This is a genomic window from Quadrisphaera setariae, assembly GCF_008041935.1.
Taxonomy (GTDB): domain Bacteria; phylum Actinomycetota; class Actinomycetes; order Actinomycetales; family Quadrisphaeraceae; genus Quadrisphaera; species Quadrisphaera setariae.
Map to the genome: position 1 here is coordinate 66,547 of NZ_VKAC01000005.1, position 15,521 is coordinate 82,067.

Consider the following 15,521-nt stretch of genomic DNA (forward strand, 5'->3'; position numbering starts at 1 on the left):
CGACGACGGACCGCCCGTCAAGCGGTGCTGTCGAGCGCGAGGACGAGCTACCTCCGCCTCTCCTGCGTGATCGTCACGTCCGTCAAGCCTGTGTGGAAGTGACGCGCGAGTGCCGCCTTGTCCGTCTCGCGCCACCGCGTCTGCAGGTCCGCTGCACTCGTGGGCGAGAGCAGCTGGACGACGTGCAGATCGGGGAGGGTCGTGGCTGCGAGCTCAGCGAGCGGTGCTTGACCTCGTCGCCATTGCGGCGCGTGAGCAGCGGTCGTCCGCGCTGGTGCGGTGCGCCAGCCCCTCGGTCAGGCCAGCGTGAGCCTCTCGCGGCGATAGATACTCCGGTAGACATGTATCAACTCCGATGAACATGCGACAGGGTGATCGCACTGGTGTCAGTGCTTGATGTGGAGGTGGTCGTGGACTGGCGCTCGCCGTTGTCAGTGCTCTTCCCGCCCGTGCAGGGGGCAGTCCTGTTCGCGCTGTGGAGCCGGCCGGTCCCGCTGACAGGACGTGCGGTGCACCTGCAGGCCGGTGTGGGTTCCTACCCAGGAACGCTCAACGCGCTGGCGAGGCTCGTCGAGCACGGGCTCGTCTCTGCGCGCGACGTCGGGCGCGCTACGGAGTACGTGTTGAACACCGAGCACGTCCTCTACCCCGTGGTCGACGCAGCGATGGGCACGTACCGGCCCAGGGCTGAGCTCGACCGTCGACTTCTCGACCTCCTCCGCAGCGCTCTGGGGTCGGGGGCCCGCGCGACCACGGTCGCCTACTTCGGTTCCTACGCCCGGGGGGAGGCCACGGCCAGCAGCGACATCGACCTGCTCCTGGTGCTGCCTGAGGCGTTCGGGCCCGCTGAGGAAGATGCGCTGCTGGAGGACCTCGAGGCGGCGGTCCGGCGGTGGACGGGCAACCAGCTGCAGGTGTACGCCACCCGGCCATCAGGTCTCGCGCGGGCCGTCGAGGCAGGTGATCCGATCATCGACAGCTGGGACACTGAGGCCCAGATGCTGGCTGGGCCTGACCTGAGGCGCCGGCTGAGGGCGCTGAGGAGCGCGGTCTCGTGAGTCCGCGAGGAGCGCCGGCGATGCGGGACATGACCGCGGGTGAGGTGCGGGCCCGGGCTGAGGTCGCCCGCAGCTTCTTCGAGGTGGCTCAACTCATCGCTGAGGAGGAACCGGAGAGCTACGCCTCGGTGGCGGGTTCCCTGTGCGTGCTGGCCGGCATCGCTGCCAGCGATGCCATCTGCGGGCACGTGCTCGGTAAGCGGCCGCGAGGTCAGGACCACGGGCAGGCGGCCGAGGTCCTCGGAACCATCCGAGGAGCGGGGGACAGCACGAGGGCCCTGAAGCGGCTGCTGGAGGAGAAGGACACGGCGCAGTACGGCACCAGCTACCTGAGCCGGGACAAGGTGCGTCAGATGCTCAGGCGCGTCACCGTCATGCTCGACGGCATGGATGCCGTGCTGAGCCGATGACATCGAGGTGGGCTGTAGTGCCCCGTCCGGTGGCGTCGTGGTTGTCCGGTGCGTGGTCGACGGATGTCGTCACCGGCGGCAGAATTCCTCTGCACACGCGACGGTCTTCGCGCGGAGAATCCGTGGCCGAAGGCGTCGTGCTTCACAGGTAGGCCACGAGAGCCTTCAACGCGCGCCCGCGTGGAAGCCGCGATGTCAGAGAGGACCTCCATTCTGCCGCTATGACCAGACCTGCGGAGCGCGACGACCTACTGCTGGAACATCTGCTGGCGCGTGATGAACCGCGCGCACAGGCCCCGCGAAGAGATCTGGCGGCCATGATCTCGATGATCGTCAGCCTCTCGGGGCTGGCTGCAGCCATCTTCCTCGGGGCGGTGAGGTCTCAGCTGGCTGAGTTCTACCGTCCCCTCGGTGTGAGTCTCGAGGACGTGCAGCTCGCGGCGCCCTACGGCGGCGCCTCCTTCTGGAGCCTCGGCGTGTTCCTCGGACTGCTCGCCCTCTTCGCAGCGTTCGCCTCGCTCGGTGTCGTCGTGAGGAGGTCTCGCCCAGGCCGCTGGGCGGCAGTCGAGGTGCGCCGATCCCGTCGAGCCTCGTGGCTTGCCTGATTCACTGTCGGGCTTCCCGTGACGGCGCTCATCTCAGCGCCACGGCTCGGTGTCCAGCCGTTCGTCTGGGGCCTCCTCGCTTCGGTGGTGTTGGGACTCTGGCAGGGCCCCGGCAAAGTCGTCATGTCAGCCCGAAGGTGACCAGCGTCCGGAGTGGATCTCGCGCATGACGGCGTAGCTCTGCGGCGATATTCACCGCCCCCTCCAGCCTCAACGCGCTGATCGCCAGGTTCGCCAACGCCGACAGCACCTGCGGACCGGACCCGACGCGGACCTGACTGGTGTCCTCCCCAAAGGTCACGTCACGCACCCAGTGCAGGCTGTTCTCGATGCGCCAGTGCCCACGGATCCAGGCCGCCAGCAACCCAGGGTGAGCGTCTCGGTATGTCAAGGACGGGATCGCATACACCGTCTCGGTGTGCCAGCGCCCATCACGACGACGGACCCGGCGGATCAGCTTGATCGCCTGGGCGGCGTGGGGGAAGAACTCGACCACGCCGTAGCGGTCGCGGTCGGGGATGTTCTCGATGCTCATCACGTACACCGTGCGGGTCTCGCGGCGGCCGTGGCCGACGTCGCGGATCCGGTCCCCGACGGGCACATCAGCCCAGTTCAGCGCCTTCAGTCGAGCCTGCAGGGTGGGCTGGTTCCCCTTCACAGTGAAGATCCAGTCCGCGCCTGCGTCGTGCAGGTAGTCGGCTTGAGAGCGCTGGGTGTGGAGGGCGTCCATCGTCACGACCGCACCGGCGAGCAGTCCTCGTTGGCGCAGGTCGCTCAGGACCGACGCGGCGGTGGCGATCTCTTCGCCCTTGCCCGCGACCATGTCGCAGGCGGCCTGGCCCAGGACGACACCGGCTTCCACGTCCAGAGCCGCGACCAGGTGCACGCGTCCGCCGCCTGCGGCGGCGATGGCGTCGGCTTCGGGGGCGCCGCGCTGCGCTGAGCCTCGGCGGGTCTTGCCGTCCAACGCGATGACGCGGGTCCGTTCGGCGCGAGGCAGGAGGCGCCGTGTGGGGTCCAGGCGGCGCTGACCCGCCAGGCGTCGGGCGGCCCAGGAGCACAGCGCGGCTTCCAGCGCGGGGGCATCGATGCTGTTCAGGAGCCTGCGGATCGTGGACTCGCACGGCAGAGGCCGCCCGGTGGCGAGCGTGCCCCAGCCCACGGCGTCCAGGACCGCCGGGCCGCTGTCGGTGACCCACTCGGCGATGGCGACGTAGGAGGAGTTCCCGGCCAGGACCGCGCAGCACGCCAGCACCAGGACGACGAGCAGCTCGTGGCGAACCCCGCGAGCACGCCGTGGGTCAGGTAGAGCGGCCAACGCTTCGCGTAGGCAGGGCAGCTGTTCAGCGCGGCCTGGTGGCGTTGCGGATGAGAGGTGGTCGGTGACGGCGGCGGCGAGACGGCCAGGCAGCGAAGGTGAGACTGGCTGGTCGCTCGGCGCCGTGGCAGGGGAAGATGCCAAGGCGGGCACAGGCTTTCGGTGGGTGGACTGGCGTAGACACCCACATCCTCACGCCGGGGTCTGTGTCCGCCTGCATCGGCGTTGATGCTGGTCAGAACCGCAGGTCACGCACCGTATTCACGACTTTGCCGGGGCCCTGGGGAGGACGGCGACGCGCCTCCCGTGTCCCAGGCATCCGCGTCATTACCGTGCCTTCTCGGACTGCACGCACGTGACGAGGGGTTGCTCAGTGCCAGAGCCACACGAGATCGAAGGACCCTTCGCGGGAATCGCGGCTGACGTGGTCGCGGGGGCGGTCTTCGCAGCCGTCGCGGGTGGCGGCGTTGCTGGAGTCCTGGCGGGAGCGTTCCAGCCGATCGCTACGCGGGCTCTTGAGCTCAGCTCCCGGGAGATGGTGGGGCACCAGCAACGAGGCGTCGCCGTGTACGTCGTGGGCGCTGCACAGGCGGGTGTCGAGCCCCAGGAGCTGCTCGACAAGGCTGCTGAAGGCCCTGACCGGCTCCACCTCGCATGCAGCGCCGCCCAGGCGGCAGGGGAGAGCCGGTATCCCGAGCGCATCATCGCTCTCGGGCGTGCACTGGCTCGAGGTCTGCTCGCTGAGGACGACGCAGTTTTGGACCACGAGCAGCTCGTCGTCGAAGCCCTCTCGCGCCTCGACCGGCCGCACCTCGTCGTCTTGTGGGCGCTCCTGGAGGACGAGCCTGGACGTAGTCCGGGATCGTGGCGTCAGCTGACGTTGAGCTGGGTCGAGCTCCAGGAGAGGATCCCCGGCTACGGGGCGGCGTCGCTGACCCGGCTCGTGGCGGCGCTGGACCGGGAAGGTCTGCTGGACACTCCGACGATGTCGACGGTGGCTCCTGACGACGGTCGCCCCGACGATCTCCACCCGGGAGAGTTCCTGGCAGTCAGCGACTTCGGTATCGACGTCATGACCGAGCTCCTCCAGGCCGGGTTGCAGCGACCTTCCTGAGAGGTGTCGCTGCCCTGGGGTCAGTTGTGGGGCGCGCCTGTGGGTGACGGGTGGCTGCGGGCGTCACAGTCGCTGACGCGCCCGAAGGGCAGACGTCTGTGGTGAAGCCTCGCCGATCTCTGCCGCGCATGCCTCGTCCTCGAAGGGGTGACACGCCCTTTCGTCACAGAGCGTGGTTGTGGCCTTAGATTCCGACGCTCGCACCACCCTCTCGAGCACGGATGGTGAGCCATCGATGGCTTTTTTGACGCACCGCACCTCGGGGGCTGGCTGGACGTCGGCCTGGGCTCCCGACCACCCCGTGCTGGAGGTCCTTCGAGCACGCCGTCAGTCGAGCAGCAAACCGGGTAGCCGGACCGACGGCTTCCGCGTCGCGCTCGCCCTTGAGGGCGGTGGCATGCGGGGGGCGATCTCCGCCGCCATGGTCAGCGCGATCGAGGAGTGCGGCTTCCGAGACGCGGTCGACGTGGTCTACGGCACGTCGTCAGGGGCGGTCAACGCCGCCTATTTCGTGGCTGGCACCACCTGGCTCCCCCTGTCGATCTACTTCGACGACCTTCCGTCACGCACCTTCGTCGACTTCCGCCGGGCCCTGGTCCGCCGCCCCATCATGAACATCGACTACGCCTACGAGGAGGTCGTGAGGACGAGGAAGCCCCTCGACCACGGGGCGGTCGTCCGATCTCCGATCAAGCTGGTGGTCACCGTCTCCGACGTCGATGCGCTGACGACCCTGGCTGCGACCGACTTCACCTCCACCGAGGACCTACACGCCGCGCTGAGGGCGAGCGCCTGGCTGCCGATCGCCGTGCGCGGCACGACCGACTTCCGGGGACGGCGCAGCGTGGACGGGGGAGTGCTCATGGCCCATCCGCGGACGCAGGCGCTGAGGGACGGCGCGACGCACGTCCTGTCGTGCAGCACCAAGCCCATGGGATCGCCGCGGGGCGGGGTCCGACCGGGCACCCGGTTGGTGATCCGCTACATGGACCGGCTCGAGCCGGGGCTCGGGGCCGGCTACCGCCGTGCCCTGGAGGCCTTGAAGGACGACCAGGGCGACCTGGCGCGGCAGAGGGTTTCGCCTGCTCCCCGGGGACCGTGGGTGCTCGACGCCGCCCCGTTGCCGGGCACCGAGCCGCTCGGGCGCCAGGAGATGCGGCCGTGGAAGATCCTCCAGGCCTGCCGGGACTCGTTCACGCTCATGGCCAGCATGTTGGAGGGGGTGCCCGAAGCGGCGGTACGGAGCGGAGAGGTGTCTTCCGTGCCCCGGCTCGCCCTCGTGAAGGGCGGTCGGCCGTGGGCGTGACGCTGCCGGAGCTCATCGCCGGCGTCCAGGCCGCTGTGCACCCCGGTGCCACCACCGGTGCGGAGGTCGCGCGGGTCGGTGGCCAGGTGGGCCTGGCGCTGGTCGACCAGATCAAGCGTGATGCGCTCGTCGCGGCACACGCCCTCCCGGCCTCGAGGAGGCCGCTGCGAGGTGCCGGTGCCCTCGTCTCTGTGTGGGCCGGAGCAGCCAGCATGCCCACGACCGCGGCGGATGCCGCGCTCGTGGAGCCGGCGGTCGACTGGAACGAGCTCTGCGCCGCGGTGCTCCGGCCGCTTCCGGCGGGGAGCGAGGGCTGGCGCCGAGGGCTGCGCGCTGTCGGGGGACTCCTCTGCCTGACGTGGTTCGGGCTGCGGGCCTCTGAGCACATCAGGACGAGGTCGGAGGCCCGGTGGGTGAGCGACGCGGGACACGACTGCTCCCGCCTCTGCACTCCCTTGGTGGCTGACCGAGATGTCGCCGCTCTGCTCAGAGCGCTGCTCCAGCCCAGCGAGGAGGGTGCTCGGGGCGTCTACCGCGCGTCCGTCATGGGCACGAGCCTCGCCTTCCACCGGCACGGTACGACGTCGACGATCCTGCGCGTCGACAGGCTCCACGAAGAACCACTGGCCATGAAGGTGCTCCTGCCGCCCTTCCAGAAGGTGCCAGCGATCGCCCAGTCCGCGCGGACGCACTTCGCCACCTACGGAGGGCTGGTGAAGAAGGGCGGCGCAGCCGACCTCGTCGACGTCCGCGGGAGCAGCGAGCGCTGGGTGCTGATGGACTTCGTACCGGGTATCACCTTGGCCGAGTACCTCAGGCTGCCCGAGCTGATCCGCCACAGGGCGACCGTCCGGGGCAACCGCGAGTCGGTCAGCATCCTCGACGCGCTGACAGCTGAGGTGCGATCTGCCGAGGCCGTCCCTGCCGCGCGTCGACTCGTGGAGCGTCTCGGACGGCCGCCGGAGGACATGACCCTCGACGAGCTGCTCGGTGTCGTCCGGGTCGCGTGGCTGTCAGCTGACCTGCCTCGGGTGAGGGGCTGGGCGGAGTCCATCGTCACGTCGGCTCGCCAGCGCCAGCTGGGCGCCTCGAGCCGTCTGCTCCGCTTCGAGGAGTTCGGAGGCGGCCTGGCGGCGGGCCGCACCAAGGTGCAGCTGCTGGTCGACGAGCTGCGCACAGCGGCGAAGGACGCCCCCGACATGGTCCAGGTGGTGCTGGACTCCTGTCCCGAGCATCTCGATGACGGCTCCTGGCGCTATGTCAGCTTGCAGGACCTGAAGGCGGACCTCCCCGCGGGGGCTGAGCTGATGTCGCTCGCCACAGCCCAGCGCGCCGTGCGACTCCTGTGGCGCGCTGAGCGCTTCCAGGAGGAGCAACCTTCGGCGGACCTGATGATGGTCAGACTCAACCACATGGCTCCGGCACTCTTCGCCGTCCTGGAACGCCTCAGGGCGGCCAGGGCCGAGGGCCAGGAGGCGGGCGACGGCACGACCGGGTTCATCCACGCCGACCTCACCCCGTCCAACCTCATCGTGGCGGTGGAGGAGTCCGCGATGAAGCTGACTGTGGTCGACTTCGGCCGGAACTACCTGCACACACGGTCGGTCTCGGGCCAGCAGGGCCGCGACGCGCTGTTCGTGGCACCCGAGGTGCTCGAGAACGAGTCCGACGTCGAGTCGGCGGACTTCTACTCGCTGGGGCAGCTCCTGATAGCCGCCGCGGGGGCGGAGGTGGTGCCCGGTGGTGTGGTGCCGGACGCTCTCTACCCGTACACACCGATCATCGCTCGCTTCTGCGAGGACCTCGTGCAGGTCAGTCCAGAGCAGCGGCTCCTGCTCTACGGGGGTGCGCAGCGCGCTGATGTGTCGATCCCTGACCTCCGGGCCGTCTTCATCCACGAGGTGGACGTCGTTCAGGGGGCGCTGACGTTTGAGTCGTCACTGGAGAAGTCGAAGCCCAGCTACCTGGTCAGGCGCATCCCGCGGCCCTTCGCCGCTCCGGTGCTCCAGGCCCGTCTCCTGCGAGGGCTTCAGGAGGCGGTATCTCCGGGCACGCGCACCGGCCGTGACCCGCTGCTGCGGAACGCTCGAGACCTCATGGCCTGGTCGGTGATCAGTGCGGCGCTGACGGTGTTCGTGGGTGCAGCGGCGACAGACGCCGTGCTGGGGCTGTTCAAGATCGGCGGCGGCACCTCGCCGTTGCAGTGGCTCGTGGCACGGATCGGCGAGGCGGTCGGATGGCAAGAACCCGGGTGGCTCGCCCACCTGACTCACCGGGACTTCACCCGCGACGACATCCCCGCCCTCCTCGTCGGCTTCAGCTACCTGCTGGTCGGCTCGCAGTACTACCAGGCGCTCTTCTCGGGGACGTCTCCGCTGTTGGGAGCCCACAGGAGCGCAGCTGGCTGGCGCAGCTGGCTGGCGGCCGTGGTCGTCCGGGTGCAGATCTTCTCGGCGCCGATCCTGGTGGGCCTCGTCGTCTTCGGGGACACGGAGTGGTGGCCGCAGGCAGTGGTCGCCGGGCAGGTGTTCGTCTTCGTCTGCAACGTCGCCGTCGCCACCTTCTTGAGGGCGACCTTCCGAGCCGCTCGGGTGGCTGAGCTCTCGACTGTGCCGTCGGACGAGAGCCAGATCACCGGCTGGTACAGCTTCCGCCGCTGGTGGCCGAGCTCGCTCGTCTACGCCCTGGTCACCGCCCTGGTCGCCTACTTCCTGCTGACGGAGCGGTGGCAGGACCGGGACTTCTACACGACCGTCGTGGCGGGCTTGAACGTGGTGCTCTTCTACTTCGTCAAGTGCGGCCTGGACGCGCCGATCGTCCGCATCGCCATCACCCGCGGCTGTCTGGCGGCCGAGCGTCTGCGCGCCTGGCACGGCGCCCCTGCTGCCGGCACTGCTCGCGGAACCGATGCGCTGGACGCGCCGAACACCATCATCGAGCTGCCCGAGACTGCGGACCTCTCAAGGCGAGTCAGAACGCGACTGCTACGAGCCCGGCTCGGCGTTCGGCGTGATGCGTAGCTGACGTCGCGGGCGCACCGAACGCTGTGGCGACGATCCGGAACTCCGTGTCTGCGCTCTCCACGGGTCCTGCTGAGGACGACGCCGGCCGGTCGTCAGGCGTCGGTCTCCGGGCGGGCGTAGTCGTCCTCGAGGCGCACGATGTCCTGCTCGTCGAAGTGGCCGAAGGCCACCTCGAGGATGCGGCCGGCCCGGGTGCCGGAGTTGCCCAGGCGGTGCAGGGACCCGGCGGGGGTGTAGATGCGCTCCCCGACCTGCGCGGTCCACCGGCGCTCGCCGACCTGCACGTCCAGGGGGACGTCGAGCACCTGCCACAGCTCGTCGCGCAGGGCGTGCTTCTGCAGGGACAGGCGGCAGCCGGGCTCGACCGTGATGAGCTTGACCGTGCAGTGCTGGTTCAGCACGAACTGCTGGAACTGGCCCCAGGGCCGCTCAGCGACGAAGACCGCGCTGCGGCGCTGGTCCTCCAGGTGCTGGGCCTCGGGGGACTGGTCGGTCGAGAGCTGTGCCGTCACCGCCCAGACGGTAGTGGTTCTCATCTGCACTCGGGGTGCTTTCGTCCCGTTCCGTGCCGGTCACACCTCGTCGTCCCACTCCTCGTCGTCGTCGACCTCGTCGAAGGCGATCTCCTCCAGGAGGTCCAGCACCGGGCCGGCCAGCACCTTCTCCAGGCCCGGCGTGACCACCACGCTGCCCGGGGAGGTGCCTTCGCGGAGCACGCCGAGGTCGCTCAGCTCAGCGATGAGCGCGCCGGTGTCCGCGAGCTCGTCGGCAGCGGCCAGCACCTCTGCGGAGACCTCCCCACCGCACGCCGCGGCTCCCAGCAGGGGCAGCACCGCGACCGCCGTGGCGCTGGGCGGGGCGAGGTCGTCGTCGTCGAGCTGGTCCTCGTCGAACGCGGTGTCGTCGATCTCGTCGTCGGCGGCGTCCTGGAGCAGCTCGGAGATCACAGCCCCGACGGCGTCGCGCAGCTGCTCAGCGGGGATCGGCGCGTCGCTGGCGAGGGCGTCGGACCCGAGGGCGGTGGTCACGCGCCCGTCCTCGTGGCGGAGGAGGTCTGCGGCATCGAGCGCCACCCACGCCGCCCACAGCCGCGGGACGTCGGCGAGGGTCTGCGGGGGCTGCGCCGGGTCCACGGTCACGCCGATGGCGGCGGCCGCCTCGGGCAGGTCCTGGGGGCGCGGCTCGAGGTCCCCCGTCTCCTCCCGGCCCGGCTCGACCCAGCGCAGCAGCGACACCAGGTGCTTCGCCAGCGGCAGCTCGGTGAGCGCCGCGGCCTCGGCGGCCTGCGCGGCGGGGTCGTCGGGGCGGTCGAGCACCTCGGCGAGCGCCCGTGCCTGCACGGCCGCGGGGGAGAGGTGGTCGAGCAGGGAGTGCACGTCGTCGAGGTCTTCCTGGGTGCCGGTCCAGCGGTCCGTGCTCACGAGGAACACCGTGAGCGGCCCCAGCGCAGCGACGACGCGCTCGGTGAGGTCGGCGACCGCGGGGTCGACGCCGCCAGCGTCACCGGCGTCCTCGATGAGCCGCCCCTCCACGTGAGAGGCCGCCGCGACCAGGGCCTGGACGTGCTCGATGGTCCACGCGCCGAGGTGGGTCAGCCCCGCGGCCTCATGAGCCATCCTGACGGTGATGGCCATGTCCCGGTGGATCGACTGCAGCTCGTCGGCGCCCAGGTCGGGCGCCGTCTCGGCCAGCCAGGCCTCCACCTCGTCGTGCAGGGACGTGAACTTCTCCAGCGGGGTGACCACCGAGGAGGCGCGCACCGGCGCGGTGCGACGGCGGTTCGGGGCCGGGCGGTGAGAGCGCTTCGCAGGCACGGCTCCACCCTGCCCGACGGCTCGAGGCGGGGTGATGACGCTCCCCGCCGCAGGCACGGCGTCCGTCCCTCGCGGAGGTGGAGGAGGACGACGACGAGCGGCTCAGCGCGGGCCGCTGCGCGCCACCTGAGCCCTACCGTGGGGGAGGAGCCGGCGGCCGTGCAGGTCGCGGCGTGCGAGGGGGAGCACATGAGCGACGACGACGCCTACGGCCGGCCGCCCACAGGGCCCGGCCAGCCAGGTCAGGTGCAGCCCTACGCCGGGTACGGCGGTCAGCCGCTGCCCCCGCCGGGCTACGGCCCGGGGCTGACGATGTTCCCCCAGCAGTACAAGGACACGACCGCGGCGTGGTTGCTGTGGTTCTTCCTCGGGCACCTGGGTGGGCACGACTTCTACCTGCGCCGCACCGGTGCCGCTATCGCCAAGATCGTGCTGACGCTCATCGGGTGGGTCACGGTGTGGGTCTTCATCGGCATCGTCCCGCTGGCAGCGGTGCTCGTGTGGTGGATCGTCGACGCAGCGACCATGAGCGGGCGCCTGCAGCACGTCAACGCCCAGGTCTACGCGCACAACCGGGCCCTCGGCGCCGCGCACTGACCAGCGCCCCGGAGGGCTCGGTCGACGACGACGCAGCCCCGTCGAGCGTCCGCACCGCAGGGAGGTCCGTCCTGGAACGTCGAGCAGCTCGTCCGGTCGGTGTCATCGGCCCAGGTGCCGATGACGCCACCGAGGCGCAGGTCCGTGAGGCGGAGCTGGTGGGGCTGGGTCTGGCGCGCGCCGGTGTGCCGGTGATCTGCGGTGGGCTGTTCGGGGTGATGGATGGCGTCGCCCGCGGGGTGCGCGCTGGTGGCGGTGACGTCACCGGGGTGGTGCCGGGCACTGACGTGTCGGTCGCCAATCCTGCGCTAACGCACATCATCGCTGGTTTGGAGGGGCACCCCGGCGGACATCCCCGTCGATGTCATACGCCTCCCGGGGCGTAGATTGTGAGGCATTGGCGTGCCCGCTCCTACTTGCCCGCTCCATTGCCTCCAGACCTCCCGCGCCATCAGTCAGCAGTGCGGCGCGGAGCCGGTTGCGCACCCGGGCCGCTCTAACTGCTTCCAGGGTGTAACGCCGCCAGAGCCTCTGTGGCTCACGCGCCACCCGAATCAGCCAGTTGAGGCGATACTTATAGGCAAAGGATGGATAGTACGTCGGCTGCGTGATCTGGTCGAGCCAGCCGCCACAAGTGATGATCAGGCGGACACTAGCGCAGGTGTCCTTGAGGATCAGTGCCCACTCGTCCTGTAGAGGCGCACCTAGGCCCAGTACGAGGATGTCTAGGTGAGCGTCATCGACCTGTTGGATCACAGCCTTGCGGTCAGCCAGCCCTGAGAAGCCGTCGATGGTCAAGGCGACGTCCGGACTGTTCGGCCCGGCCTTGATAATCTCGGCGGCCGCCTCCAGCTGCTGGCTGGTGCTGCCAATCAGCCCGATGCGGCAGCCGGGCCCCATCTGATCGAGAATCTTGGGCAGCATCAGGTCGGCGCTAGTTCGCGCCATATTGGGAGCAATGAGGCGACGGAGAAAACTCCCATCCAAACCAATGTAGTCGAATTTTGAGAGTTCAGTTCCCGCGTCCATGGTGACTTGCAATGTGTGGTGGTTAAACCACGTCACCGTTCTCGGCGCGTCAGCGCGCCTGAGGTCGACCAAAGTTCTAGCCGCATTCTCGCTCCACTGCTGTTCCACAGACAAGCCCTTCGTGCGCCGGGGAAGCTGCCGGATCGGGCGACAAGACCCATGTCCACGCAGGCCAAACAACCGGCCGACCCCTTGGGCGTTGGCCAGTATGCTCCGAGCCTAGGGAACGGTGGGACGCTTTGGGTGGGTTCTGCCAAATCTGGGCGCGACCCATCCATCCTGGCCGGCGCCCTGGTACGACAGGCTTTCGGCGCGTACCTGGGACCAACGAGCGACTTGGGTCAGCGAGTCGCCCCGGCATGGCGCCCTCGCCCACGGCGCGGACGAGAGTTCAGCCCGAGGAGGAGGGACACCAGTGAGGCAATCTCCCACCGGGGAGGCGACCCAACAGGCCTCGTCTTGTTCGGTGGTTCCGCGACACAAGCAGCGTTAGCCGGGAAAGGTGCCTATGCCGCACTGATGTTCCATCTAAAGCTGCGGTTCTTCTATGAGGGTGCAGCAAATGGAGGCGGCCGAATGTAGATTCCGCCAGTATGTATCTGCCGCAAGAGGGTACTTTCGCGGAGATGGGGCGATTGCAAAAAGTCCGACACGCTGCCGTTCCGACCTGAAAGACGTAAAAAGTCCTGCCAGCAGGGAACTAGAAGCGTTTCAGAGCCCGAGGTTGCTGAGTCGCGCTTCCCGACAACCAACCGCTGATGGACCACGCTAAAGTGATAGACGCAAGACCACTGACTTTACGAGACCTACAACGATTGGTGGAAAATGGCGACTCCCAATGCGACAGGAACGCGCACGTCGCTCCCGCGAGTTCTCACTATCGGAGCTTACGACCGATTCAACTACGGAGACCTACTCTTTCCCTTAATCCTTGACGAGCTGCTTGTCAAGAATGGTTACAGTCCGCGTCACTTGTCGATGAGGCTTCGCATCGACGGAGTGGCTGGCGCACCTCCTACGTACAAGTCCGCTCCGGTGCTCTCGCATAGGGAGAACAGTCATGTTCCCCTGATCATAGGTGGCGGCGAAGTTCTGGGCGCCACGTGGACACACACACTTGGGTATCTACTCCCGAATTTTCTCGGGGATCCCCTAGCGCGAGTGTACAATCGGGGCTTTCGGCGCCCTCTTGATTTCGCTTCAAGACGGGTCCTTGGCGATAAATCCCCCGGGCCCTATGTGCCTAAGAAAGATTGGCTCGAAAAACGACTATGGTCGACGAACGCCATTGGCGCTTCATCATTGAAGGTGCTTAACGCAAAAGACCAAATGCGTATCACCGAGACTCTCAGATCAGCAAACTATGTCGGAGTTAGAGACCAGTCAAGTGTAGACATCCTTGCCAGTCGCGGCATTGAGGCCCATCTGCACCCCGACAGCGCAGCCGTGATGACCAGCCTCTACTCATCTAGTCTCGAGAAGTCTGGAAAAAATGCAACCTTCCAGTGCTCAATGCCGTGGTTGCGAGAGCATGGACTCGCTAACGCCACTTACGCCGTTCAGGCAATGGCCGCACGCTTTGAGAACGTCCTCTTGATTCCGATTGGCTTGGCGGGGGCTCACTCTGATCAATTCGCCCTCCGAAGCATTCTTGAACAAAGTGACGAGCGATTAAAGAGACAACTGACACTGGTAAACCCTGCTGATGTACATGAGGTTCGTAGAAGAATCAGCACATCCGAGCTATTCGTTGGAAGCAGTCTCCACGGGCACATCACGTCGATGGCATACGGAGTTCCAGCTGTCGCGCTTCAGGGGATACCAAAATTGGACCAATACATTGGCACATGGGGAGGAGACCTAACCCCCCTCGAGGGCCAGTACCCCAGCATTGGCGAGGCTATTGACAAGGCAGTCCAGCAACCCGTGGATGCGTTGCAAAAGCGGGCACAAGAGTTGGATGGTCTCGCGATGGAGGGGATAAGAAGGGCAGCTTCCGCCGTAGGGAGGGGGCTCCGCTGATGTCGCATGCCAACACATCTTCAGCACAGTTGTCAGAAGGTCACACGACCCTGGCAGTATTAGCCGCTACTTCAGACGGGGGCCATCCCGAGTACGTCAACAAGTTTTTGCGGGGGGCGCTAGACGCCTCCAGCGGACGACTGCACATCGAATGGCCGATACAGCGCAACGCAACCCCGTTCAGTCAACTTCCACGGACAACCTTTCCTAAGCAGATCTCCCATCCCGGGTCTGGACGTCAGGATGGCTGGTTAAAATGGGTGACCAGCCGAGTGAATCCTGCCAGACGCCACGACCTCTCCTACATTCGTTACCTTCTGGGCGCCTCTGCTCGTATTGACGTCGTCCTTGTCGAAGAGCTGCAGCGCTTTACTTTACCGCTAGTTGTATGGGCCGCGAAAGCACGAAAAAGGCGACCGGTGATTACTCACCTGCATAATGTTCGCCGGCATGATTACCGAGGTTCAATCGTCGATCGCCTCGACATAATCGCGACTGGCTATGGCCTACGCAGCAGCGACGCTGTTGTAGTGCATGGTGAAGCGTCAGCCAGGCTTGCAATAAAAACATACAGCTTGCATGAACCGCCAGTCGTGATTCCTCATGGGCTCGAGAGCAGGGTGGCGAGGGCATACCCCACGCCAGCTCAACCAACTGTTCTTTTCTACGGGGTGAACCGTCGCAACAAAGGCCTCAGGCATCTCATTGATGCCTTAAAGCAGATGGAGGATCCTCCTACACTAGTTGTGGCCGGCCAGACCCCGGCGGATATGCGTGAGGAGACGTTAGCGCTACTCGAGACCTATCCAAACGCGCAGTGGCATGATGGGTTTGTATCCCCGGATGCAACCGAGAAGCTGTTCTCCGAAGCCACCTGTGTAGTCCTTCCCTACGAAGGATTTGAGGCCCAAAGTGGTGTTCTTCACCTCGCAATCGAATATGCCGTTCCTGTCGTAGTCTCCGATGCGGGGGACATGGGGGAGACCGTTGCCAAACACCGTCTGGGGCGCGTGGTCAGCCTTAAAGAGCCGGGGGAGCTCCGGGCCGGACTCACTCACGTTATGGATGCCACGATCAACGCAGAGTTGCGTCAAAACTGTCTGAGCGCGCAGGCAAATCTGGCCTGGGGCAATAGCGGCGGGAAACTCTACGAACTGGTGGTCGACTCGTTAAAGAGGAAGGTCTGCCAAAGTGCTTAAGAAACTTCTTAGAGCCGTTGTCATGA

General features: G+C 67.1%; 14 protein-coding genes. 10 read left to right on the top strand and 4 right to left on the bottom strand.

Features of this window, described 5'->3' with window-relative positions; genetic code table 11:
• Positions 1-383 precede the first annotated feature (383 nt).
• The 3 genes from FMM08_RS09295 (at position 384) to FMM08_RS09305 (ending at position 2,073) form a co-directional block, all read left to right on the top strand.
• A complete protein-coding gene (locus tag FMM08_RS09295) occupies positions 384-1,058 on the top strand; it encodes a nucleotidyltransferase family protein (protein ID WP_147926097.1) in 675 nt (224 codons plus the stop codon).
• A 20-nt stretch (positions 1,059-1,078) separates the two neighbouring features.
• Complete coding sequence (locus FMM08_RS09300; protein WP_147926098.1) at positions 1,079-1,468, top strand: hypothetical protein; 390 nt, start codon at positions 1,079-1,081, stop codon at positions 1,466-1,468.
• Between the two features lie 221 nt (positions 1,469-1,689).
• Complete coding sequence (locus FMM08_RS09305; RefSeq protein WP_147926099.1) at positions 1,690-2,073, top strand: hypothetical protein; 384 nt, start codon at positions 1,690-1,692, stop codon at positions 2,071-2,073.
• 121 nt (positions 2,074-2,194) lie between these two features.
• Here FMM08_RS09305 and FMM08_RS09310 read toward each other — a convergent pair whose 3' ends face one another.
• A complete protein-coding gene (locus FMM08_RS09310; RefSeq protein WP_439653557.1) occupies positions 2,195-3,484 on the bottom strand; it encodes an ISAs1 family transposase in 1,290 nt (429 codons plus the stop codon).
• 280 nt (positions 3,485-3,764) lie between these two features.
• Here FMM08_RS09310 and FMM08_RS09315 point away from each other — a divergent pair, with 280 nt between their 5' ends.
• The 3 genes from FMM08_RS09315 (at position 3,765) to FMM08_RS09325 (ending at position 8,831) form a co-directional block, all read left to right on the top strand.
• On the top strand, positions 3,765-4,505 hold the full coding sequence (locus tag FMM08_RS09315) for a hypothetical protein (protein ID WP_147926100.1): 741 nt from the start codon (positions 3,765-3,767) through the stop codon (positions 4,503-4,505).
• Between the two features lie 235 nt (positions 4,506-4,740).
• Complete coding sequence (locus tag FMM08_RS09320) at positions 4,741-5,811, top strand: patatin-like phospholipase family protein (protein WP_255472212.1); 1,071 nt, start codon at positions 4,741-4,743, stop codon at positions 5,809-5,811.
• A 458-nt stretch (positions 5,812-6,269) separates the two neighbouring features.
• Positions 6,270-8,831, top strand: a complete 2,562-nt coding sequence (locus tag FMM08_RS09325; RefSeq protein WP_147926102.1) for a protein kinase family protein — start codon at positions 6,270-6,272, stop codon at positions 8,829-8,831.
• A 95-nt stretch (positions 8,832-8,926) separates the two neighbouring features.
• Here the strand turns inward: FMM08_RS09325 and FMM08_RS09330 are convergent, their stop codons facing one another.
• The gene (locus FMM08_RS09330; RefSeq protein ID WP_222710601.1) at positions 8,927-9,346 is read right to left on the bottom strand and encodes a phosphomannose isomerase type II C-terminal cupin domain; all 420 of its coding nucleotides are present in this window, start codon (positions 9,344-9,346) and stop codon (positions 8,927-8,929) included.
• Positions 9,347-9,406: 60 nt separating this feature from the next.
• Positions 9,407-10,648, bottom strand: a complete 1,242-nt coding sequence (locus FMM08_RS09335; protein WP_187279652.1) for a hypothetical protein — start codon at positions 10,646-10,648, stop codon at positions 9,407-9,409.
• 189 nt (positions 10,649-10,837) lie between these two features.
• Here FMM08_RS09335 and FMM08_RS22970 point away from each other — a divergent pair, with 189 nt between their 5' ends.
• Positions 10,838-11,245: a TM2 domain-containing protein gene (locus tag FMM08_RS22970; RefSeq protein ID WP_187279653.1), complete on the top strand. Its 408-nt coding sequence runs from the start codon at positions 10,838-10,840 to the stop codon at positions 11,243-11,245.
• Entirely contained in the window at positions 11,152-11,631 is a 480-nt protein-coding gene (locus FMM08_RS22975; RefSeq protein ID WP_187279654.1) for an SLOG cluster 4 domain-containing protein, read from the top strand. The genes FMM08_RS22970 and FMM08_RS22975 overlap by 94 nt, the downstream gene beginning before the upstream one ends.
• Here the strand turns inward: FMM08_RS22975 and FMM08_RS09345 are convergent.
• Positions 11,564-12,382: a WecB/TagA/CpsF family glycosyltransferase gene (locus tag FMM08_RS09345; RefSeq protein ID WP_147926106.1), complete on the bottom strand. Its 819-nt coding sequence runs from the start codon at positions 12,380-12,382 to the stop codon at positions 11,564-11,566. The two genes, FMM08_RS22975 and FMM08_RS09345, sit on opposite strands and share 68 nt — an antisense overlap.
• Positions 12,383-13,099: 717 nt before the next feature.
• Here FMM08_RS09345 and FMM08_RS09350 point away from each other — a divergent pair.
• Both FMM08_RS09350 and FMM08_RS09355 read left to right on the top strand, forming a co-directional pair.
• Positions 13,100-14,296 carry a polysaccharide pyruvyl transferase family protein gene (locus FMM08_RS09350; protein WP_147926107.1) on the top strand — a complete coding sequence of 399 codons (1,197 nt, stop codon included), beginning with the start codon at positions 13,100-13,102 and terminating at the stop codon, positions 14,294-14,296.
• Positions 14,296-15,495, top strand: a complete 1,200-nt coding sequence (locus FMM08_RS09355; protein WP_147926108.1) for a glycosyltransferase family 4 protein — start codon at positions 14,296-14,298, stop codon at positions 15,493-15,495. The genes FMM08_RS09350 and FMM08_RS09355 overlap by 1 nt, the downstream gene beginning before the upstream one ends.
• The last annotated feature ends 26 nt before the right edge of the window (positions 15,496-15,521 follow it).